The sequence below is a fragment of the Helicobacter pylori genome (genome assembly GCF_003637665.1).
GTDB classification, from domain to species: domain Bacteria; phylum Campylobacterota; class Campylobacteria; order Campylobacterales; family Helicobacteraceae; genus Helicobacter; species Helicobacter pylori_CK.
Genome location: NZ_MVWR01000006.1, coordinates 1 through 22,385 on the forward strand (window position 1 = coordinate 1; position 22,385 = coordinate 22,385).

The following is a 22,385-nucleotide window of genomic DNA, read 5'->3' on the forward strand; positions in this document are numbered from 1 at the left end:
ATACTATAACATAGACTTGAAACCGGACGAGTTGTTAGTTAGAGTGCCACACAACCGACTAAACAACACCGAGATCAACAATTTAGCGGCTTCAAGCAATCAAGGACGCTTTAATAGCGAGAGCGATAAGGCGATCGCCGTTTTAAGCCATTACGAGCCGAAATTAAAAGAATTAGAAAAGAAGTTAGACGCTGATAGCGTTTATCAATTAAAAAGCGTTGTAGCTAAAAACCTGAATTTTGATAAAGCGACTCACCCTAATATAGGGGATAGTAATTTAGCGTTGCTTATGTATAACATGCCAAGGACTAAAACCCAAGGGATAGAGCTACTCAATCGTTGGCAGAAAGAGTTTTCTAACGACATTAAAAGCTATGAAAAAGTTAAAAAAATGTTTGTAGATAATGCAGGGAGCTTCCACAATCTAATCCATGACATGAATTTCCCTAATGTGAGCTTGAACGCTTATTTAAGCGATATTATGGATCGCAGTTTTGCGAATTTAAAGAATTATCCAAGCACGACGGACAGCTTAAAGGATTTGAGCGAGAAATTCTATAAAACGAGTTCATTAGATATGTTTGAAAAGAGCGATCAAATTACGAGCGATATAAGCGAGATTTTAGGGGGAGCAATAGCAAGATTTGCGAGGCTTGATGATCCCAGTAAAGCGTTATTTGAAGCCTTAAAGAGCGATAACATTAAGAAAGGGTTAAAAGAGTTTAAAATAGCAGATATTACTAAGGACATGTTCGATCCTAAAAGCAAGGAATTTAAGGACATTGATATTTACGATTTCACGCATTACCTTTTAATGGTCAATAGAGAAGTAAGCGAACATAACCCTACCTTAAACCGCTTGATAGCAGCCGTAAAAGATATGCAAAAAGAACATGAAAAGGGTTTGAAAGAAGCCAGTAAGCAAGTTATAGAAAAAACAGAGGAAGAAGTTAAAGAAGAAGCGGTTAAAAAACTTTCTTTTGATGAAATTAAAAAGCTTATTGATGAAAGCCCACGAACTGGAAGCAGTATGCCTATTTTAGGAATGCAAAATTTAAACGCAGAAGCGGTCAAATACATTCAAAAGAATCATAAACGAATAGCGGTTGAAAAGATAGAGCCAAGTTTTGCTAAAGATTTAAATTTGAAATATCCAGATGATGCAAGGGCGGTTATTGATTATCAAGCTATTAACCACATACTAAAAGATCATAATAATTTAGATTACGAAGATATAGCTAATTATAGGGAATTAGCTAAACAAGCTAATGAAACCTTAAAATTAAAAGATAATCAAAACCAACCGGTAGTAACTAGTTTTAATCAAATTAACGGATTTTTTGTAGTGGTGGAGCAAGTATCCAACGCTAAGAATGAACTAATGTTAAAAACAATGTATAAGGCTAAGGGAGAATATAAGAATAGTTTAATCTATAGGAAAACATTAGCAAAATCTCAGAATAGCGATTGACCATCAGTTATGAGCTGAGTGCTAGACATACTTGATAAAGCTAATGTATTTTGAAATATTAAAACAAAAACTTGAAAAAGTCAAGGAGTAAAAAATGATCAATTACCCTAATTTGCCTAATAGCACGCTAGAAATCACCGAGCAACCACAGGTAAAAGAAATCACTAACGAGTTATTAAAGCAACTACAAAACGCTTTAAAATCTAATAGTCTTTTTACCGAGCAAGTGGAATTAAGCCTTAAAGGGATCGTTAGGATTTTAGAAGTGCTTTTGAGTTTGGATTTTTTCAAAAACGCCAACGAGATTGATAGCAGTTTAAGAAACTCCATTGAGTGGCTGAGTAACGCCGGCGAGAGCTTAAAAAACAAAATGAAAGAATACGAGAGCTTTTTTAATGATTTCAATACGAGCATGCGAGCTAATGAGCAAGAAGTAACGAGCGTCTTAAACGCCAACACCGAAAACATCAAAAGCGAGATTAAAAAGCTAGAAAATCAAATAATAGAAACCGCTACAAGGCTTTTAACGAGCTATCAAATCTTTTTAAATCAAGCGAAAGAAAACGCTACAACGCAAATTAACACCAACCAAACGCAAGCGATAACTAACATTAACGAAGCCAAAACGAACGCCAACAACGAAATAAGCGAGAATAAAACGCAAGCGATAACTAACATTAACGAAGCGAAAGAAAACGCTACAAATCAAATTAACACCAATAAGCAAGAAGTTTTAAACAACATCACGCAACAAAAGCAACAAGCCTATAGCGAGATCACCGAAGCGAAAAACACGATCATTATCAAAACATTGATTTTTTTGAGATTGAATAAGGCGTGTTAAAAATCCACTATAATACCCCTAAAAAATGCGAGTTTTAAAGATGCCTTTATTTGATTTAAAAAGCCCCTATCCACCAGCAGGCGATCAGCCCCAAGCCATAGAAGCTTTAACAAAAAGCTTGAAAAATAACAACCATTATCAAACTCTAGTGGGGGTTACAGGAAGCGGTAAGACTTATACGATGGCCAATATCATCGCTCAAACCAATAAACCCGCTTTGATCATGAGCCATAATAAGACCTTATGCGCGCAGCTTTATAGCGAGTTTAAGGCGTTTTTCCCGCATAATAGGGTGGAGTATTTTATCTCCCACTTTGATTACTACCAGCCTGAAAGCTATATCCCTAGAAGGGATTTATTCATTGAAAAAGACAGCTCTATTAATGATGATTTAGAGCGTTTAAGATTGAGTGCGACCACCTCACTTTTAGGTTATGATGATGTGATTGTGATAGCGAGCGTTTCGGCTAATTATGGTTTGGGCAACCCTGAAGAATATTTAAAAGTCATGGAAAAAATCAAAGTGGGCGAGAAGCGCACTTATAAGAGCTTTTTACTCAAACTAGTAGAAATGGGTTATAGCCGTAATGAAGTGGTGTTTGATAGGGGGAGTTTTAGAGCGACCGGAGAATGCGTGGATATTTTCCCTGCTTATAATGACGCTGAATTTATTAGGATTGAATTTTTTGGCGATGAGATAGAAAGGATTGCGGTCTTTGACGCTTTAGAAAGAAATGAAATCAAGCGCTTGGATTCTGTCATGCTTTATGCGGCCAGTCAGTTTGCCGTAGGGAGTGAGAGGTTGAATTTAGCCATTAAAAGCATTGAAGATGAACTCGCTCTAAGGTTGAAATTTTTTAAAGAGCAGGATAAAATGCTTGAATACAACCGCCTCAAACAACGCACCGAGCATGATTTAGAAATGATTAGCGCGACCGGTGTGTGTAAGGGCATTGAAAATTACGCACGTCATTTTACAGGCAAAGCCCCTAACGAAACGCCTTTTTGCTTGTTTGATTATTTAGGGATTTTTGAGCGGGAGTTTTTAGTCATTGTAGATGAAAGCCATGTGAGTTTGCCGCAATTTGGGGGGATGTATGCAGGGGATATGAGCAGGAAAAGCGTTTTAGTGGAATATGGTTTTAGATTGCCTAGCGCTTTAGACAACCGCCCTTTAAAATTTGATGAATTTATCCATAAAAATTGCCAGTTCCTTTTTGTGTCCGCTACGCCCAATAAGCTCGAATTAGAGCTTTCCAAAAAGAATGTCGCTGAGCAAATCATTCGCCCTACCGGGCTTTTAGACCCTAAATTTGAAGTGCGAGATAGCGATAAGCAAGTCCAAGATTTGTTTGATGAAATCAAGTTAGTGGTGGCTAGAGATGAAAGGGTGCTAATCACCACGCTCACTAAAAAAATGGCAGAAGAATTGTGCAAATACTATGCTGAATGGGGCTTGAAGGTGCGTTATATGCATAGCGAAATTGATGCGATTGAAAGAAACCACATTATCCGCTCTTTAAGGCTTAAAGAATTTGATGTTTTAATAGGGATCAACCTTTTAAGAGAAGGGTTGGATTTGCCTGAAGTGTCTTTAGTAGCGATCATGGATGCGGATAAAGAAGGGTTTTTAAGGAGTGAAACAAGCCTCATTCAAACCATGGGGCGGGCCGCTAGAAACGCTAACGGGAAGGTTTTATTATACGCTAAAAAAATCACTCAAAGCATGCAAAAAGCCTTTGAGACTACGACTTACAGACGCGCCAAGCAAGAAGAATTCAACAAACTCCATAATATCACCCCTAAAACCGTTACGCGCGCTTTAGAAGAGGAGTTGAAATTAAGAGATGATGAGGCTAAAATCGCTAAAGCTTTAAAAAAGGACAAAATCCCTAAAAGCGAAAGAGATAAAATCATTAAAGAGTTGGATAAAAAAATGCGAGAATGCGCGAAAAATTTGGATTTTGAAGAAGCGATGCGCTTAAGAGATGAGATTGCTAAATTAAGAACGCTCTAAAAATTACCGCTTTAAAACTGCACTTAAAAACTATAAGTGTAGTTGAAATAAATTGCATAATTGCGCCTGAAATCAACCCGATACAGCACGCTATTGATCCCGTATTCCAAAAATCGTAAAACCTTTAAGACATCTTCATTATTGTTACTAATGTTGTTCATAGAATAATAATGGTTAAAATAATAAGTGGGGATTTTAATCCCAAAACCAAACTGGTTGTGTTTATTCCCTAAACGAACCCCTAGATTCACTAAAAACTGGAAGCCATTTGGATTTACTTTCCCGCCAAAAGTGTCTAAAAGAAGCGTTTGATACAATAATGCATCACTCACTTTGTCATACACCCCCGCAAATGCAATCCCTAGATTGAACCCGGCAAAAAACTTATCCCCATTATAAGCGTTGAGCAATAAATCCGTATAAGTGCCGTAAGTGGAAATGATAATGGACTGCGATTCTTTAGAGCCATAAAGAGAAGCGCTCAAGTCATAAAATAGCCCCCACCTAAAGCCAAACCACTTCGTTTCTTCATGCTTACCCACCCATTTATAGCCCACCTGGACGCCAAGACCATTAGACACATACGAATTTTTAAAAACAGGGCTTAGACTATCGCTAAAAATGATCTGATTTTTGTTAAATTGTTGGAATAAATTCAAATTGCTAGAGTTGTGCTGAATGCTCCCTAATTGATACCCAAGCCCCAAATAAAACGCCGATCGATCTGCATAGCGTTTGATGGGTGAGATCACTTTTTTATTGCCAAAAATATAATCCCCTTTAGTCAAAACATCTTTAAAACTATCCGCATGCAAGGCGTAAGAAAGCCCCAAAATCAAACATAATACTCGCTTCAAAAATCCCCTTTGTCCCCTTTGAGTGGAATTTTAATTTTTAAAATAGATTTAAACTTTATTACTCAATGAATAAAGCCAAAATTTTTTATAAAACGCGCCTTATCCAAACACCCTTTTAAAAATCGCACCCACATTTTTAGTGTAATAGCCATAATCAAAACACGCTTTGATTTCATCCTCGCTCAAATATTTTTTCAAGCGTTCATCATCAAGCAGAGCGTTTAAAAACAAATTTCCATCAGCGTTTTTAAAAGCGCCTTGTTGCAAAACTTCCCATACTTTCATCGCATTTTCTTGCACGATTTTATAGCTTTCTTCTCTGCTCAAACCTTTTTTGGGCAATTCTAATAACACCCGTTGGGAAAAAACTAACCCCCCACTCAAAGCCAGATTTTTAAGCATGTTTTTAGGATAAACCACCAGATTTTCAACCACGCCATTCAAGCGGCTGAGCATGAAATCGCTGGTGATAAACAGATCGGGCAGTGCAAAACGCTCCACAGAGCTATGGCTCATGTCTCTTTCATGCCATAGGGCGACATTTTCTAACATAGGGGTAGCAAAAGAGCGAATCACCCTACAAAGCCCGGTGATATTCTCGCTCAATATGGGGTTTCTTTTATGAGGCATCGCAGAGCTTCCTTTTTGCCCTGTTGAAAAGTATTCTTCCACTTCATAAACTTCACTGCGTTGCAAATGGCGGATATTGACAGCGATTTTTTCACAACTGCTCGCTAAAAGAGCCAAATCGCATGCAAGCCTGGCGTAGCGATCCCTTTGAATGACTTGATTGCTGATATTGGCGGTTTTTAAGCCTAAAAAGTTGCACACTAGTTCTTCTAATTCTAAGGGGGCGTGCGCGAAATTCCCCATAGCCCCACTGATCGCTCCCACGCTGATAAATTCCATCGTTAAATCTAAGGCTTTTAAATGCCGTTTGATCTCATCAGCAAAAAGAGCTAAAACTAAGCCAAAAGTAATGGGTTCGCCAAACACCCCATGGCTTCTGCCTACCATTAGCGTGTCTTGATGTTCTAAAGCCCTGTTTTTAAGGGTTTCATAAAGATTTTGAACGCTTTTTTGAATGAGTTTTAAGCTTTTGGTCATCAATAACGCCATAGCCGTGTCAATGCAATCGCTAGAAGTGATCCCGTAATGAAAAAAGCGGGACTCTTCGCCCAAGCTTTCAGCCACGCAAGTAGTGAAAGCGATTAAATCATGCTTAGTGGTTTTTTCAATTTCTTTGATGCGTTCAAGATTGAATGCCGCTTTTAAGCAGATTTTTTCACAATCGCTATCTTGGATTTGCCCAAGCTTGTTCCACGCCCTAACGACAGCTTTTTCCACTTCCAAATAAGTTTCAAATTTGGTTTGCTCATTCCATAGGGCTTTCATTTCTTCATTCGCATAGCGTTCTAACACTGACAATCCTTAAATCAAAATGGGATTATGTTACTTTAAAGGGGTTTAAAGAATCAAGGGGCAAAATCGCACAAGGCGCAAGAAAGCCCCTTGATTTGATTAGAGAGTTATACTTTAGCTTCTTCTCTGCGTTGCAAGTATTCCCAACGCTCATTCACATCTTTTTGCAATTCTTCAATGACATGCTCGTTTTCCTTTTTGAAAAGGTGTTTGAAGCGTTTTTGCGCCCCTAAATAATCCCTTACAGGAATGATATTTCTTGGGCGGTAAGTGATTTTTAATTCTCTGCCATTAAAAATTTCAAATAAGGGGAACATCAAGCTGTCCACAGCCATATCCGCTAATTCAATGGTTTTATTGGATTCAAATTTCCATTCAGTCGTGCATGGGCTAAGAGCGTTAATAAAGCAAGGCCCTTCAGTGTCTAGCGCGGTTTTAATTTTTTTGTTCATGTCTTTCCATTTGTTAGGCGAGAGTTGCGCCACATAAGGAACCCCATGGCTTGCCATGATATTGACAATGTCTTTTTTCTTTTCTTTTTTACCAAAGCTAACTGAACCTGCTGGCGTGGTGGAAGTGCTTGCCCCTAATGGCGTAGAGCCGCTTCTTTGGCCACCGGTATTGGCGTAGTTTTCATTATCCAGGCAAATATAGGTCATGTCATGCCCTCTTTCCATGCAACCGCTGATAAATTGAAAACCAATATCATAACTAGCCCCATCGCCTCCAAACGCCACAAATTTGGGCTTTTGACCTTGATAACGGCCCTTATTCACTAGCGCCTTATACATAGCCTCCACCCCTGAAATCGCCGTAGAGCCATTTTCAAAACCAATGTGGATCCAAGGCACATCCCATGAAGTGTGCGGATACACCGCCGAGCATACCTCTAAACAACCGGTAGAGTTACCTAAAACAATAGGCCCATCTACAGCGTTTAAAACTTCGCGCACGATAATGCCATGCCCACAACCTGGGCAAAGCAAGTGCGAGCCTTGGAATTTTTCAGCGCTTTGGCTAAAACCTTTGAGTGTTTTGACTTCTTTTACCATGATATTTCCTTTTTAAAAAAAGCTCATTTTAGGGCCACGCAAGCCTACGAATTGTTGGGTAGGGTGCGTGAGCGTGCCTTTAAGAGCGTCTTCATTGATTTCTTCAAAAATCTCGCATAAATGCGCGATCGTCATATCCCTTTCGCCTAAACCATAGATATAGTTAGACACTACGGGGTGTTTAGTCCCTTGGGTTTGATACACCGCGCTCGTTACTTCATTAAACATCGCCCCCATAGCACCGGCTGGAGAGCTTTTATCCAAAATCGCTAAAGCTTTAAGATTTTTCAAATCCTGCCCCAATCTTTCATAAGGGAAAGGGCGCAAGGAATGGATGGTCGCCACGCCGGCCTTAATGCCTTTTTTACGCATTTCTTTAGCCGCTACGATAGCGGATTCATAAGTAGTCCCTAACGCAAAAATAGCGATTTCAGCGTCTTCTAGTTGGAAAGTTTTGGTTAAATGGTATTGCCTGCCTGTCAGTTTAGCGAAATCATTAAACACTTCTTCAATCACAGAAGGCGCGTTCATGATCGCATGGTGGAGTTGGGCTTTATGCTCATAATGCCATTCTTCTTCAGCTTGCGCGCCATAACTTACCGGTTTATCAAAATCCAAAAGGGAATGTTTGGTTTGGTATTCGCCCACGAATTGATAAGCCACTGCATCGCTTAAGGGGCGGACATTTTGCACGGTGTGTGAGCATAAAAAACCATCTTGATTGACAATAGTAGGCACGCGCACCTTTTGATGCTCTGCGATCCTAAACGCCATTAAAGTGAAATCATAAGCCTCTTGAGGGTTGCATGTGCATAAACTTATCCAACCAGAATCCCTACTCAAATACATATCAGAATGATCGCCATGGATATTTAAGGGGGCTGCTAAAGCGCGATTGACCAAGTTTAAAACGATAGGCAAACGCATGCCAGAGGCTTGGTATAAAACTTCTACCATTAGCGCTAAACCTTGAGAGCTAGTCGCAGTGCTGACCCTCCCACCAGCAGCCGCCGCTCCCACGCACGTGCTCATAGCGGCATGCTCAGATTCCACTAAAACAAATTCGCCATCAATATAGCCATTGTCTTTAAACGAGCCATAATTTTGCACAATGGGCGTTGATGGGGTGATAGGATAAGCTGCGATGACATCAATTTGAGCCTGTCTTAAAGCGTTAGAGCTAGCGGTATTGCCATCCCACACTTCTATTTCTTGCAATTCAATACTTCTTGCCATATTTTTTCCTTATGATTTTTTCTTTTCTTGTTTTTGCGGCCATTGAGTGAGAGCGGTGGCAAGTTCAATTTGCTCTTCAAACATCCATAGCGATTTAGGGTTGGTGGGGCAGACATCCACGCACACGCCACAGCCCTTACAATGAGAATAATCCACGCCCTTTAACTTGCCCTCTCTTGAAAGAATAGCCGCATCTGGGCAATAAACCCAACAATTAAAGCAATTGATGCAAATGTTATTGTTATGCACAGGCTTAGCCACACGCCAATGAGCCACTGAAGTGGTGAAGTAGCTTTGCTCGGTGTAATGGCGCTCATCGTTGTGTTTTTCCATTTCGCTTTGTGCGTTTTTTTCAAAAGGGAAGAGCACCGCTCCCATTTCAAATTCATTCCAATCTTTCATCTTTAATCCTTAATGTTATTGAACTTCTTCATAAGCTCTTTGGATAGCGAGCATGTTAGCGTCAATGACTTCTTGAGTGAGTTTTTTGCCTAAAACTTTCTTAAAAGCTTCTTTAAAAGCCCCGATTTCAAGCATGCCAGACACTTTCATCAACGCCCCTAGCATTGGCGTGTTAGGAATGGGGCGTTTTAAGGTTTCCATAGAGATTTTTAAACAATCCACCAAAAACACCTTACGGGTTTTTAATTCAGGTTTTTTTTCAAACAATTCTTCTTTGCTGAGATAACTAGTGATAATGTAAGTGGTGTCTTCTTTTTCATTAGCGAAAATATTTTCAATAAAAACCAAACCGGGGTCAATCACTAGCACATAATCAGGCTGCATGAAGCGCTCATGGTTTAAAATCGGCTCATCATCAATGCGGTTATAAGCCATCATAGCTGCCCCCCTTTTGGCTGAACCATAAGAAGCGAACGCTTGCACTTCTTTACCTGTTTTTGAAATCACATCAGCCAGCCCTTTAGCGCCGGTGATAGCGCCCTGACCAGCTCGTGCATGCCATCTAATTTGAAACATGGTAATATGTCTCCTTGCATTTATAAAATAAATTGAATTTAGCCTAGATTATACAAGAAAAACTATTAATGTGTCTTATAACAATATCTTTTTAGGAATTTTTATAGAAAAATGGGGGCATACCCACAAGAATGGAGACCATTTTTATGGGTGTTTGATGGGATATTTTATTTATTTATGGCTATTTCATAGCTATTTATTCTAAAAAGACAGGCGTTCTTAATCAAAATCACTAATATTTATTTTAAACTTTGTTATTATTCAAGGTGTGATTTGATCTTATGATGGAGCGAGTGTGGGGCAGGATAACAAAAGGAATTGGGTTATGGATAAAACAATGATTAAAATATTGATGAGCGTGGCGTTATTATCATCGCTTCAAGCCGCAGAGCTTGATGAAAAATCAAAAAAACCTAAATTTGCGGACAGGAATGCGTTTTATTTAGGGGTTGGGTATCAACTTAGCGCGATCAACACATCTTTTAGCACCAGCTCTATAGATAAATCGTATTTCATGACCGGCAATGGTTTTGGTGTGGTGTTAGGGGGGAAATTTGTGGCTAAAACGCAAGCTGTAGAGCATGTGGGTTTTCGTTACGGGTTGTTTTATGATCAGACTTTTTCTTCTCACAAATCCTATATTTCTACTTATGGTTTGGAGTTTAGCGGTTTGTGGGACGCTTTCAATTCGCCAAAGATGTTTCTAGGGTTAGAGTTTGGCTTAGGCATTGCTGGGGCGACTTACATGCCAGGAGGGGCTATGCATGGGATTATCGCTCAAAATTTAGGCAAAGAAAATTCGCTTTTCCAATTGCTTGTGAAAGTGGGTTTTCGTTTTGGCTTTTTCCACAATGAAATCACTTTTGGGTTGAAATTCCCTGTCATTCCTAACAAAAAAACAGAGATTGTTGATGGCTTGAGTGCAACCACTTTATGGCAACGCTTACCGGTCGCTTATTTCAATTATATCTATAATTTTTAGATATAGTTATTTGGAGGTTTTGGATTTGACAAAGTCAATCAATTCTCGTGTGTCTATGGTTAGGGTTAAGAATTGCTGATAGGTGGTGATCCACTTACCCCCTTTGCCATACAAATGATACCCATCGCCCCCACCTAAAAAGTTAAAAAACGCATCCACTTGCACGCTCACCCATTTATTTTTATAAACATAATAAAGCCCTATCATATCAAGATTAGGGGCTCTATACCATGGCAACCCGGTATAAAGGGATTGGCCATAAGTGGCATAAAAGTGCATTTGGGGTTTGTTGGAAAAATAATACCTGTTAAAGATTCCAAAGCCTTTGTATTGCGCTTGGGCGTAAAATTCCCCCCCAAAGCTGTTATAAAATTGAGCGTTTTTACACTCGCTAGCGTAACGCACGCAATAATGGGTTTGAGACGATTGCGTGCCAAAAGTCATAAAAATATTATCCATATAAGGCATGAGGTTTTTAAAATCCGCTTTTAAATAAGCATGGTAATAAACCCTATCCAAAATGGTAGGGTTAGAGTATTTCCCTATTTCGCCGCCTTGCGGGTTGTTTTTTTGACTGAAATAGGGGTAGCCATTAGGCCATTGCGGGGTTGCATCGCCTGGTTTTAAGTAGGAATTCCCGCCATAAGGGTAGTTATCTCCCATGCTATGAGGGCTGGCGTTATGAAAAATGACAAGCTGCCCCCCCAAACCTAAATACCCTTTAAGAAACTGAAATTCTGAAGAAACAAAATACAAAAACTGGCTGAAGTCGTAATTTTTCTTTTTGGGCTGGTTGTTCCAATTACGCCCCCCATACCAATCAACAACGCCCTCAAACCACCCATTCCACCAGCGATTAGGATCATAGGCCGGTTTGAATTGAAACGCTCCTCCCCTAAAAGTAGGGTCTATAAACCAAAAAAGTTTTTTAAAAGCGCTTAAAGGGTAATGCCCTATTTGATAACTTCGAGGCACAATGCCTAAAAAAAATCTCAAATTTTTCCCTATGTATTGGTAATACATGGTAACCCCCCACGAATAAGGGAAATAGCTATAATGCGTGTGCAAATTTTGAATGAACCACGCTCCAAACATCAAGGCCTGTCTTTTGTCCAATTGGACGCCAATTTGAGGCATGAGACGACCTTGCATTTTGGTTAGGCTATTCCAATAGGGGTTGTTATTTGGGGCCACTAAATTGAAATTAAAGCTCATAAATTTCAAGTCATAGACAAAACTAGCCGCTTTCATTAAAGGTGCTATTAAAAAACCTGAAAACAACAACGCATAAAGAGATTTTTTTAAGGAAATCAAACTAAAACACAGCCCCTTTCATCAACGCCTTTTAAAATTGCAGCATTTAAAATGGCGGCACTTAAAGACAAGGCACGATTTTAAATTAATTTGCTTTAAAAACAACATAAAAACCAAAAACAGAACCCTTTCAAGTTCGGTTTTTTTTTTTTTTTTGGATAAAATAGCCATTAAAAAAGGGTGTTTAGTTTTTTATGACTTCAGCTTCAAATTATTCTTTTAAAGAACAAGATTTTCATATTCCTATCGCTTTTGCTTTTGATAAGAATTACCTCATTCCTGCGGGCGCGTGTCTTTATTCCTTGCTAGAAAGCATCGCTAAAGCCAATAAAAAAATCCGCTACACCCTACACGCTTTAGTGGTAGGCTTGAATGAAGAAGATAAAGCAAAGCTTAATCAAATCACAGAGCCTTTTAAAGAATTTGCTACTTTAGAAGTAAAAGATATTGAACCTTTTTTAGACACTATCCCTAACCCTTTTGATGAGGATTTCACCAAGCGTTTTTCTAAAATGGTGTTAGTGAAGTATTTTCTAGCGGATTTATTCCCCAAATATTCTAAAATGGTGTGGAGCGATGTGGACGTTATCTTTTGTAATGAATTTAGCGCTGATTTCTTAAACATTAAGGAAAATGATGAGAATTATTTTTATGGGGTTTTAGGAGGTGGAAAGTGCCATGTGTTGGAAGGGTTTTTGTTTTGTAATTTAGATTACCAGCGCAAGAACCATTTTGTCTCAAAAACCCATGCACTTTTGGAAGAAAACAAGGCTACAGAAGAATTGGATTTCACCCAATGGTGTTGGCCCAATATGAAAGCTTTAGGGATTGAATATTGCGTTTTCCCTTATTATTACACTGTCAAAGATTTTTCTGCATCCTTGCCTGAGAATTATTTTTTGCATGAGATTTATAAGAAAACCATCTCAAACGCGCTCAAAAACCCTATAATCATCCATTATGATGTTTGGTGGGGGGCGGTGAAGCCTTGGGATTATCCTTTTGGTTTAAAAGCGGATTTGTGGCTGAACGCTTTGGCTAAAACCCCTTTTATGAGCGACTGGATTGATTCGATTGCTAGGGTGGAAATAGGCAGTGAAAAATGGCATCGCTACCACAGCATTGTTGCCTATCACTACTACTTTCCCCTATGGAAGACTGAAGAGCAGATCGCCCACGACGCACTCAAGACCTTTTTAGACCATTATTTTTCGCACATCCATGCCACAATCAAGCAAGAAAATCTCGGAATGTTCTTGAACCACTACTTCTCGCATGCCCATGCAGAGATCAAAGAAAACTCCCTTGAAGCGTTCTTGAACCACTACTTCTCGCATGCCCATGCAGAGATCAAAGAAAACTCCCTTGAAGCGTTCTTGAACCACTACTTCTCGCATGTTTATAGGCTCCCTAAAAACGCGCAAAAGAAACTCTTTAGGGTGTTTGTCAAACATTGCATCCTCATACCACTCAAGAGCCTTGTGGGTAAGACTCTGCGATTCTTAAAACTCCATGCACTGGTGAAAAAAATCCTAATCCAACTCAAGCTCTTAAAAAAGAGCTAGAGTAAAAAACCTTTAATCAAACGATTTTTTCATATCAATCACATAGCGGAATTTCGCTTTCCCATGGGTTAGGTTATGATAAGCGGTATCAATATCCTTGCCTAAGATCAAATCCACTTCAGGGTAAATATTGTGTTTGATAGAAAAATCCATCATCTCTTGGGTTTCTTTAATGCCCCCAATCAATGAGCCATAAACCTTGCGATTGCCCAAATGGATAAATTCAAAAACATTGAGTGCTGGAGCGACTTCTACAGGGGGGAGTCCCACAAGGGCTAATTCGCCACTATAAGTTAAGAGCTTGAGATAGTCTTTTAAATCGTAATGGGTAGGAATGGTTGAAATGATAAAATCCAATTCTTCTTTGCATTGTTTGGGGTCCGTGTAGAAATGTTTAACTCCCATGCTTAAAGCGTCCTGCTTTTTGTGTTCGTTTCTTGCAAAAACGCTCACTTCAGCCCCCATAGCCACAGCGTATTTAACCGCCATGCCTCCTAGCCCGCCAAACCCAGCGACGCCCACTTTTGTGCCTTTAGTAACCTTAGAAAATTTTAAGGGCGAATAAGTGGTGATGCCCGCACAAAGCAAGGGGGCTACTTTTTCTAAAGGAGCGTTTTTATCCACGCTAATCACATAGTTTTCATCCACGACAATATTATTAGAGTATCCGCCCATGTGGGGTTCATTGTCATGGAAAGAATCCAAACAATCATAAGTAAATACCACTTTGGTGCAAAATTGCTCTTGGTGTTCTTTACAGGGCTTACACGCTTTGCATGAATTGACAAAACAGCCCACGCCCACCACATCGCCAACCTTAAATTTCTTAACTTCCTTACCCACTTCTTTGATGACCCCAGCAATTTCATGCCCAGGAACCATAGGATAAATGCCTTCTTTCCATTCGCTATAAGCGCTATGAATATCGCTATGGCAAATCCCTGCATAAAGAATGTCAATCAGCACGTCTTTAGGGCCTACAGCATGGCGGCTAAAATCATGGGGCTTGAAATGCCCGTCTTTAGAAAAAATAGCAAAACCTTTAGATGGAACTCTCATAAAAACTCCTTGTTTGATTAAAATACCGCTATTGTATCGTTTTTATGGTTTGCTTATGTTTCTATAGGTTTAACTAATTTTACAGCTGTTGGTTATATGGTAGCGTTGTTTGGCACGTTTAAACGCACCCCTTACACTAATCGCTTTTATCTTAAGCGGCTACTATTTGCTAAATTTTATCATGCAGTAAATAATTCTCTAACGCAATGCCTGCCCCATCAAGTCCGGGAGTTTTTTTCATCACGACATGCACAGGGATAGAAGCGAGAAACGCTCCCATGCGCCCTTTCGTTTCAAAACGCGCTCTAAAGGGCGAAGTTTTAAAATAATCAATGAATCGTGGGATAATCCCCCCACACAAATACACGCCCCCTCTAGCCCCCAAAGTGAGAGCCACATCAGCAGCGAGCGTGCCTAGCATGGAGCAAAAAGTGTCCAAGGTCAATCGGCATATAGGGTAATCCCCATTCAAAGCGCGTTCGCTAATGATTTGTGGGGTTAATTCAGCCTTGCTTAACTTCGCCACTTTTTCTAAGCCTTTGCGTTTAGACAGGGCTTCATAAATCAACACCAAACCGCTACCGCTTAAAAACCTTTCCGCGCTCACATGGTTGAATTTAGAGCGGGCGTATTGCCACACTAAAATTTCTAAATCATCAAAAGGGGCAAAGCTCACATGCCCTCCTTCGCCGGGCAAGACTTTTAAAGAGCCATCGCTATTTTGGATAAGAGTGCTTACCCCAAGCCCGGTTCCTGGCCCTAAAATCGCTTTAGGGGCGTTGATTTCGCACTTAATCCCGCCTATTTGAGCTAGATCGTTTTCTTGCATCGCGCTAATGGCATAGGCTTGCGCGACAAAATCATTGATGACAAGCAATTTTTTTAAAGTCAAACATTGCCGTGTCGTTTCAATAGAAAAAGTCCAATGGTTGTTCGTCATTTGGACAAAATCCCCCATAATGGGCGTAGCCACAGCAAAAGAGCCATAAATAGGGTGCAGTTTAAGGCTTTCTTTGCATTTAGAAAGGTAAAATCGCACCGCATCGCTCAAGCTTTCAAAATCTTCGCACCTCAAGACTTCAATGCATTCAATCTGTCGTGGGGCGACTTCCAAACCAAAGCGTGCGTTCGTGCCGCCAATATCGGCTAAGAGTCTTGGGTAAGTTTCAGTTTTTGGCATAAAACACCTCCGTGGTAACTTTTTTAGAATGTAAAATCCGAGCAATCGGCAGAGAATAGGGGGTGTTTTCTTTTAAAGCTTTTTCTAAAACCTCCCTTTTTTCTGCCCCACTAATGCTTAAGAAAAGTTTTTCGCAATTTTCTAAGGCGTTAACAGACATGCTCAGGCGCTCATAAGGAGCGTTAATTGGCTTAGTCAAAACGATATTTTCTTTTTCTTCGTTTAAAAAAGCGCTCGTTTCAGGAAAAAGGCTAGCCGTATGCCCGTCAGTCCCCATGCCCAAAATGGCTAAATGGGGCTGTTTGAAATGCTGGTTAGCAAAATGAAAAAGCGCGTTTGTATCGCTAGAAATCTTTTTGGGCAAAAGCGGGGTGAAAGAAGCTTTTAAGGCGTTATTTTGCAACAAGTAATCATGCAATAATTTAGTGTTGCTATCCTTGTGGCTTGTGTCTATAATGCGTTCATCTACCAAACTGATTAAACACTCATGCCATTTGAGATTCAAGACGCTCAATTTTTGCAACAAACCAATGGGCGAACGGCCCCCAGAAAAAGCGATAGAAACTTGATGGTGCTTTTTTAAGGCGTTGTTAAAAAATTCTTTAAAACGCTCTATTAAAGCCTTGTGGCAATCTTCTAAACTTTCAAATTCAAACAATTGATAACCCATGAAATCCCTTTATTGATAGAGTGGTTTTAAAAATTCTGATTCGTTGAGATTATGGCTTTCATAGGAATGTAAGGGCGTGGCGTTATTGATAAAACCCTCTATGAGCGTGTCAATAAAAACCCATGACGCTTCTAATTCCAGCTGGTGGGCGAAATTATTGTGGTTATTTTGTATCGCATCATAGAGCAATTTAGCGTAGGGCTGTAAAAATTCTTGTTTGTTATGGGTTTCTAAAACAAGGGGGTTTTGATTGTCTTTTAGGGTGAGGGTGATTTTATCTTGAGAGAGGAAAAATTCTAGCGTATTGACTGCATTAAAATGGATTTTCACGCTCGCTTGATTATGGGGCATTTTTTTAGCGTGCTTAAGGTAGAAAGGCACGCCTTTAAATTTAGGCGTATCCAAAAAGGCTTTAATAGCGACAAAAGTTTCTGTCTGGCTCTCTTTATGGACTTTATTTTCATCTCTATAGCCTTGATATTGGGCCCGAATAACCTGTTTTTTAAAGTCTTTAGGGGGTTGTAAGGTTTTTAAAACTTTGATTTTTTCTTTTCTCAAATCCTTTAAATCGTTGGGTAAATCTGTAGCGATAAGGGATAAAACTTGCAAGAGATGGTTTTGAACCATATCCCTTAAAGCCCCGATTTTATCGTAAAATTCACCCCTTTCTTCCACCCCCAAAGTCTCATACACGCAGATTTCAACCGCGCTGATTTGATCCCATAAAACATTTAAGATAGGGTTATTCAGGCGCAATTCAAGGATATTTTGAGCGCCCTTTTTCCCTAAATAATGATCGATTCTAAAGATTTGTTCTTCTTTAAAAAAAGCGCTAATGCTTTGGAAAATTTCTTTACAAGTCTTTAAATCATGCCCTAAAGGCTTTTCTAAAATCAAGCGAGTGTTGGCGTGATTGAGCGCGTTTTGGGCCAAATTTTGAGCGGTCGTTGCAAAAAAACTAGGGGAGATAGAAAAGTAGAAAATCAAGGGCTTATTTTTTGTAGCGATTTTACTCAATTCTCCAAAGTCTTTAGGGTTATCCAAACGGATGCGCAAATAACTGATATGGGCTAAAAATTCCCTACCCTTTTCTCTTGAATGCAACTGCGTTCTCTCGCAAAGGAGCGCTAAAAATTCTTCATTGGATAGTTCCTTGCGCCCAGATGCGATAATTTTAGAATCTTTTTTAAAACCATAATGGGTATAAATTTCATAGAGCGAAACAAAGAGCTTTCGCATGGCCAAATCCCCAGTTGCACCAAAAAGAACTAAATCAAAATCTAACATCAATAACCCTTTTAGAGTGTTTTTAAGTTATTATTATATATTAAATCTTAATTGAAGGGGTGTTCATGCCTAAGCATTCTTTAGAACAAATCAAAGAAAAAATTACAGAGCGTAGCAAAAAAACCAGAGAGCTTTATTTAGAAAATATCTTTAACCCTAAAAACCAGCCTAAGATTGAGAGCTTGGGTTGCGCGAATATTGCGCATGTTACAGCGAGCATGCCAGAGCATTTAAAAATGCCTTTAGGTTCGCATAAAAGAAAGCATTTTGCGATTATCACGGCTTATAACGACATGCTTTCAGCCCACCAACCTTTTAAAAATTACCCTGATTTGATTAAAAAAGAGTTGCAAGAGCATAACGCTTATGCGAGCGTCGCCAGTGGGGTGCCAGCGATGTGTGATGGTATCACGCAAGGTTATGAGGGCATGGAATTGAGCTTGTTTAGTAGAGATGTGATCGCATTAAGCACCGCCGTAGGGTTAAGCCATAATGTTTTTGATGGGGCGTTTTTTTTAGGCGTGTGCGATAAAATCGTGCCAGGCTTACTCATAGGAGCGTTAAGTTTTGGGAATTTAGCGAGCGTGTTTGTGCCAAGCGGACCTATGGTGAGCGGGATAGAAAATTTTAAAAAAGCCAAAGCGCGCCAAGATTTTGCAATGGGAAAAATCAACAGAGAAGAGCTTTTAAAAGTGGAAATGCAAAGCTATCATGATGTGGGGACTTGCACTTTTTATGGCACGGCTAATTCTAATCAAATGATGATGGAATTTATGGGATTGCATGTGGCTAATTCTAGTTTTATCAACCCTAACAACCCCTTACGAAAGGTTTTAGTGGAAGAGAGCGCGAAGAGATTAGCGAGCGGGAAGGTTCTGCCTTTAGCCAAACTCATTGATGAAAAAAGCATTCTTAACGCTCTCATAGGCTTAATGGCAACCGGAGGTTCTACTAACCATACTTTGCATTTGATCGCTATCGCTAGATCGTGTGGGGTGATTCTCAATTGGGACGATTTTGACGCTGTTTCTAATCTCATACCTCTTTTAGCTAAAGTCTATCCTAACGGATCAGCGGATGTGAACGCTTTTGAAGCGTGTGGGGGCTTAGCGTTTGTGATCAAAGAATTGCTAAAAGAGGGGCTTTTATTTGAAGACACTCATACGATTATGGATACAGAAACGCAAAAAGGCATGCAAAATTACACTAAAACCCCCTTTTTAGAAAACGACCAATTGGTGTATAAAGACGCCATCAATCATAGCTTGAATACGGATATTTTACGCCCTGTTAGCGAGCCTTTTGCCGCTAATGGGGGGCTTAAAATTTTGAAGGGTAATTTGGGGCGGGCCGTGATTAAAATCTCAGCCATTAAAGATGAGCATAGGAAAGTTAAGGCCAGAGCGATTGTTTTTAAAACCCAAAGCGAATTTTTAGAACGCTTTAAAAATAAAGAATTAGAAAGGGACTTTGTGGCGGTCTTGCCTTTCCAAGGGCCTAAATCTAACGGCATGCCAGAATTGCACAAACTCACCACGAATTTAGGGGCTTTGCAGGATATGGGCTATAAGGTTGCGCTGGTTACGGATGGGCGCATGAGCGGGGCGAGCGGGAAAGTGCCTAGCGCGATCCATTTAAGCCCTGAGGGGGCGTTAAATGGGGCGATCATTAAGATTAAAGATGGCGATTTGATAGAATTAGACGCTCCTAATAACGCTTTGAATGTGCTTGAAAAGGATTTTGAAAAGAGAGGTATCAACCCCTTGTTTTTAGAAACCTTAGAAAATTTAGAAAAGCCTACTTTTGGGTTGGGTAGGGAATTATTTACGAGTTTAAGATTGAATGTTAATACCGCTGAAGAGGGTGGCATGAGTTTTGGCATAAAGGTATAAAAAGATAAAGGAGATAAAATGCAAGATAAAATAATAGAGGTTTTACAAATCAGCCCCATTGTCCCTGTGGTGGTGATTGAGAATATAAAAGACGCTGTGCCTTTAGCGCAAAGCCTGATAGAGGGGGGTATTCCAATCATAGAAGTTACTTTGCGCTCCAGTTGCGCTTTAGAGGCCATAGAGCTTATCGCTAAGAATGTGCCAGAAATGCGCGTGGGTGCTGGCACGATTTTAAATCTTACTCAATTAGAGCAAGCTCAAAATAGGGGGGCAGAGTTTTTGATTAGCCCGGGTCTTACGCCTAGCCTTTTAGAACACGCAAAGAAAAAAAACATGCCTTTAATACCCGGGGTTTCTAGCAGTAGTGAAGTCATGCAAGCTTTAGAATGGGGCTATAGCGCTTTGAAATTTTTCCCGGCAGAGTATTGTGGGGGCGTTAAGCTTTTAAACGCTTTTAACGGCCCTTTTAAAGGGGTGAAATTTTGCCCCACCGGGGGGATTAGCGCAGATAACATGCGTTCTTATTTGAATTTAGAAAATGTTTTGTGCGTGGGGGGGAGCTGGCTTACCCCTAAAGATTTAATCCAAAACAAAGAGTGGGATAAAATCACAGAAATTTGCAAGCGAGCGTTAGCTTAGGCTTAAAACAATAAAAAGATCATGGCATTTTGTATTTGCTTAATAACACTATAATAAAATTTTTAATAAGGAGATACATCATGTTAGAAAATGTCAAAAAGTCCTTTTTTAGGGTTTTGTGCTTGGGTGCGTTGTGTTTAGGGGGGCTAATGGCAGAGCAAGACCCTAAAGAGCTTGTGGGTTTGGGGGCAAAGAGCTACAAAGAGAAAGATTTCACTCAAGCGAAGAAATATTTTGAAAAAGCTTGTGATCTGAAAGAAAATAGCGGGTGTTTTAATTTAGGGGTGCTTTATTATCAAGGGCAAGGGGTAGAAAAGAATTTGAAAAAAGCCGCTCAATTTTACGCTAAGGCTTGCGATTTAAATTACAGTAATGGGTGTCATTTGCTAGGGAATTTATATTATAGCGGGCAAGGCGTGTCCCAAAACACCAACAAAGCCCTACAATACTATTCTAAAGCGTGCGATTTGAAATACGCTGAAGGGTGCGCGAGCTTAGGGGGGATCTATCATGATGGTAAAGTGGTAACTAGGGATTTTAAAAAAGCGGTGGAATATTTCACTAAAGCGTGCGATTTAAACGATGGCGATGGTTGCACGATATTAGGGAGCTTGTATGATGCAGGCAGAGGCACGCCTAAAGATTTGAAAAAAGCGCTCGCTTCGTATGATAAAGCTTGCGACTTAAAAGACAGCCCGGGGTGCTTTAACGCAGGGAATATGTATCATCATGGCGATGGCGTGGTAAAGAATTTTAAAGAGGCTCTCGCTCGTTATTCTAAGGCATGCGAATTGGAAAATGGCGGAGGGTGTTTCAATTTAGGGGCTATGCAATACAATGGCGAAGGCGTAACAAGGAATGAAAAACAAGCCATAGAAAACTTTAAAAAAGGCTGTAAATTGGGCGCTAAAGGGGCGTGCGATATTCTCAAGCAGCTTAAAATCAAAGTTTAGTTTGAATAAGGCTTGATCAAACGGCTTTAAAAAGTGTCTTTTGGGGGTTAGGCGGATTTTAGGAGAGGATTATTTCAAAATACTTCCTATCCCATTAAAATAGTGAGTTTAAAATAAAATAACCAAAATTCTTTTTTTTAAAACTTAAAGAGTCGTTAAAGTTTAAAAAAACCTTAAGTATTTAACTAAAACAAAGCCTTTATTTAAAACCCCTTAAGGGTTTTTATGGGTGGGTAGGGGAGCGAAAGTTTGGCTTATGGGCATGATTTCTATGCGGTTGATATTGACATGCAAGGGTTGTTCATAAATCCATAGCACGATGTTAGCAATATCTTGTGGTTTGAGGTAGATGGTGTTTTCATAGACGGATTGGGCTTTGATTTTATCGCCCTTAAAACGCACCATGCTGAATTCGGTTTCGCCGCACAAACCAGGTTCAACATTACTCACTCTGATGTTAGTGCCAGCCAAATCCGCTCGCAAATTTAAAGAAAATTGCTTCACAAACGCCTTGCTCGCTCCATAGACATTCCCACCAGGATAGGGGTAAGTGCCAGCGATAGAGCCAAGATTGATGATAGTCCCTTGGTTATGCTCTATCATAGAGGGCAAGATCAAACGAGTGAGATACAACAACCCCTTAATATTCGTGTCTATCATGGTTTCCCAATCGTCTAACTCGCATTCATAAGCCTTGTTCAAGCCTAGCGCTAAGCCGGCGTTATTGATTAGAGCGTCAATGCGATCCGTCATGGAAAAAATAGCCTCTAGCGCTCGCTTAGTTTCAAGCTTGTTTTTAAGATCAAAACACAGGGGAATGAAATGCTTGGGGTAAGCGAGTTGCAATTTTTGTAAATTCTCTTTTCGCCTCCCTGTGCCAAAAACCACATGGTTTTTTTGTAAAAACGCCTTAGCGATTTCTAACCCAAACCCTGAAGTCGCCCCGCTAACTAAAATGTGCGCCATT

Annotated in this window: 20 protein-coding genes; 8 read left to right on the forward strand and 12 right to left on the reverse strand. The window is 39.9% G+C overall.

The features are described 5' to 3' along the window. The 3 genes from EAL49_RS04935 to uvrB all read left to right on the forward strand — a co-directional run. The coding region (locus EAL49_RS04935) for a PBECR3 domain-containing polyvalent protein (RefSeq protein WP_490238422.1) at positions 1-1,471 on the forward strand (1,471 nt) is incomplete at its 5' end. A 97-nt stretch (positions 1,472-1,568) separates the two neighbouring features. Next, positions 1,569-2,315: a hypothetical protein gene (locus EAL49_RS04940; protein ID WP_162973112.1), complete on the forward strand. Its 747-nt coding sequence runs from the start codon at positions 1,569-1,571 to the stop codon at positions 2,313-2,315. A 40-nt stretch (positions 2,316-2,355) separates the two neighbouring features. Next, positions 2,356-4,332, forward strand: coding sequence for an excinuclease ABC subunit UvrB (uvrB, locus tag EAL49_RS04945; protein ID WP_120829413.1), 1,977 nt, complete (start codon positions 2,356-2,358; stop codon positions 4,330-4,332). 23 nt (positions 4,333-4,355) lie between these two features. Here uvrB and EAL49_RS04950 read toward each other — a convergent pair whose 3' ends face one another. From EAL49_RS04950 to EAL49_RS04975, 6 genes are all read right to left on the reverse strand, one after another. Beyond that, the gene (locus EAL49_RS04950) at positions 4,356-5,189 is read right to left on the reverse strand and encodes an outer membrane protein (RefSeq protein ID WP_021435656.1); all 834 of its coding nucleotides are present in this window, start codon (positions 5,187-5,189) and stop codon (positions 4,356-4,358) included. 99 nt (positions 5,190-5,288) lie between these two features. Next, positions 5,289-6,611: an adenylosuccinate lyase gene (purB, locus tag EAL49_RS04955; protein WP_120829357.1), complete on the reverse strand. Its 1,323-nt coding sequence runs from the start codon at positions 6,609-6,611 to the stop codon at positions 5,289-5,291. A 107-nt stretch (positions 6,612-6,718) separates the two neighbouring features. Next, positions 6,719-7,663, reverse strand: coding sequence for a thiamine pyrophosphate-dependent enzyme (locus EAL49_RS04960; RefSeq protein WP_000238150.1), 945 nt, complete (start codon positions 7,661-7,663; stop codon positions 6,719-6,721). A 12-nt stretch (positions 7,664-7,675) separates the two neighbouring features. Then, complete coding sequence (locus EAL49_RS04965) at positions 7,676-8,899, reverse strand: 2-oxoacid:ferredoxin oxidoreductase subunit alpha (RefSeq protein WP_120829358.1); 1,224 nt, start codon at positions 8,897-8,899, stop codon at positions 7,676-7,678. Positions 8,900-8,908: 9 nt separating this feature from the next. Next, complete coding sequence (locus EAL49_RS04970) at positions 8,909-9,301, reverse strand: 4Fe-4S dicluster-binding protein (RefSeq protein ID WP_033622897.1); 393 nt, start codon at positions 9,299-9,301, stop codon at positions 8,909-8,911. Between the two features lie 15 nt (positions 9,302-9,316). Next, complete coding sequence (locus tag EAL49_RS04975; protein ID WP_000486459.1) at positions 9,317-9,877, reverse strand: pyruvate flavodoxin oxidoreductase subunit gamma; 561 nt, start codon at positions 9,875-9,877, stop codon at positions 9,317-9,319. A gap of 325 nt (positions 9,878-10,202) precedes the next feature. Between EAL49_RS04975 and EAL49_RS04980 the strand changes: the two genes are divergently transcribed. Then, positions 10,203-10,859 carry an outer membrane protein gene (locus EAL49_RS04980; RefSeq protein ID WP_033615132.1) on the forward strand — a complete coding sequence of 219 codons (657 nt, stop codon included), beginning with the start codon at positions 10,203-10,205 and terminating at the stop codon, positions 10,857-10,859. A 6-nt stretch (positions 10,860-10,865) separates the two neighbouring features. Here the strand turns inward: EAL49_RS04980 and EAL49_RS04985 are convergent, their stop codons facing one another. Continuing rightward, positions 10,866-12,173, reverse strand: coding sequence for a hypothetical protein (locus EAL49_RS04985; RefSeq protein ID WP_120829359.1), 1,308 nt, complete (start codon positions 12,171-12,173; stop codon positions 10,866-10,868). 194 nt (positions 12,174-12,367) lie between these two features. On the opposite strand from EAL49_RS04985, the gene EAL49_RS04990 reads away from it, so the two are divergent. Beyond that, positions 12,368-13,738 (forward strand): glycosyltransferase, encoded by a 1,371-nt coding sequence (locus EAL49_RS04990; RefSeq protein ID WP_120829360.1) that lies wholly within the window; start codon positions 12,368-12,370, stop codon positions 13,736-13,738. A gap of 12 nt (positions 13,739-13,750) precedes the next feature. Here the strand turns inward: EAL49_RS04990 and EAL49_RS04995 are convergent, their stop codons facing one another. The 4 genes from EAL49_RS04995 to EAL49_RS05010 form a co-directional block, all read right to left on the reverse strand. Beyond that, entirely contained in the window at positions 13,751-14,797 is a 1,047-nt protein-coding gene (locus EAL49_RS04995; RefSeq protein ID WP_120829361.1) for an NAD(P)-dependent alcohol dehydrogenase, read from the reverse strand. A gap of 169 nt (positions 14,798-14,966) precedes the next feature. Beyond that, on the reverse strand, positions 14,967-15,977 hold the full coding sequence (locus tag EAL49_RS05000) for a glucokinase (RefSeq protein WP_001126889.1): 1,011 nt from the start codon (positions 15,975-15,977) through the stop codon (positions 14,967-14,969). Then, entirely contained in the window at positions 15,964-16,647 is a 684-nt protein-coding gene (gene pgl, locus EAL49_RS05005; protein WP_120829362.1) for a 6-phosphogluconolactonase, read from the reverse strand. Before pgl ends, EAL49_RS05000 begins: the two co-directional genes overlap by 14 nt. 9 nt (positions 16,648-16,656) lie before the next feature. Further along, on the reverse strand, positions 16,657-17,934 hold the full coding sequence (locus EAL49_RS05010; protein WP_120829363.1) for a glucose-6-phosphate dehydrogenase: 1,278 nt from the start codon (positions 17,932-17,934) through the stop codon (positions 16,657-16,659). A gap of 65 nt (positions 17,935-17,999) precedes the next feature. Between EAL49_RS05010 and edd the strand changes: the two genes are divergently transcribed. From edd to hcpC, 3 genes are all read left to right on the forward strand, one after another. Beyond that, positions 18,000-19,826: a phosphogluconate dehydratase gene (gene edd / locus EAL49_RS05015; RefSeq protein ID WP_120829364.1), complete on the forward strand. Its 1,827-nt coding sequence runs from the start codon at positions 18,000-18,002 to the stop codon at positions 19,824-19,826. A gap of 18 nt (positions 19,827-19,844) precedes the next feature. Further along, positions 19,845-20,465 (forward strand): bifunctional 4-hydroxy-2-oxoglutarate aldolase/2-dehydro-3-deoxy-phosphogluconate aldolase, encoded by a 621-nt coding sequence (locus tag EAL49_RS05020; protein WP_120829365.1) that lies wholly within the window; start codon positions 19,845-19,847, stop codon positions 20,463-20,465. 80 nt (positions 20,466-20,545) lie between these two features. After that, a complete protein-coding gene (hcpC, locus tag EAL49_RS05025; protein ID WP_120829366.1) occupies positions 20,546-21,418 on the forward strand; it encodes a Sel1-like repeat protein HcpC in 873 nt (290 codons plus the stop codon). 213 nt (positions 21,419-21,631) lie between these two features. Here the strand turns inward: hcpC and EAL49_RS05030 are convergent, their stop codons facing one another. After that, positions 21,632-22,384: an SDR family oxidoreductase gene (locus EAL49_RS05030; RefSeq protein WP_120829367.1), complete on the reverse strand. Its 753-nt coding sequence runs from the start codon at positions 22,382-22,384 to the stop codon at positions 21,632-21,634. Position 22,385 lies beyond the last annotated feature (1 nt).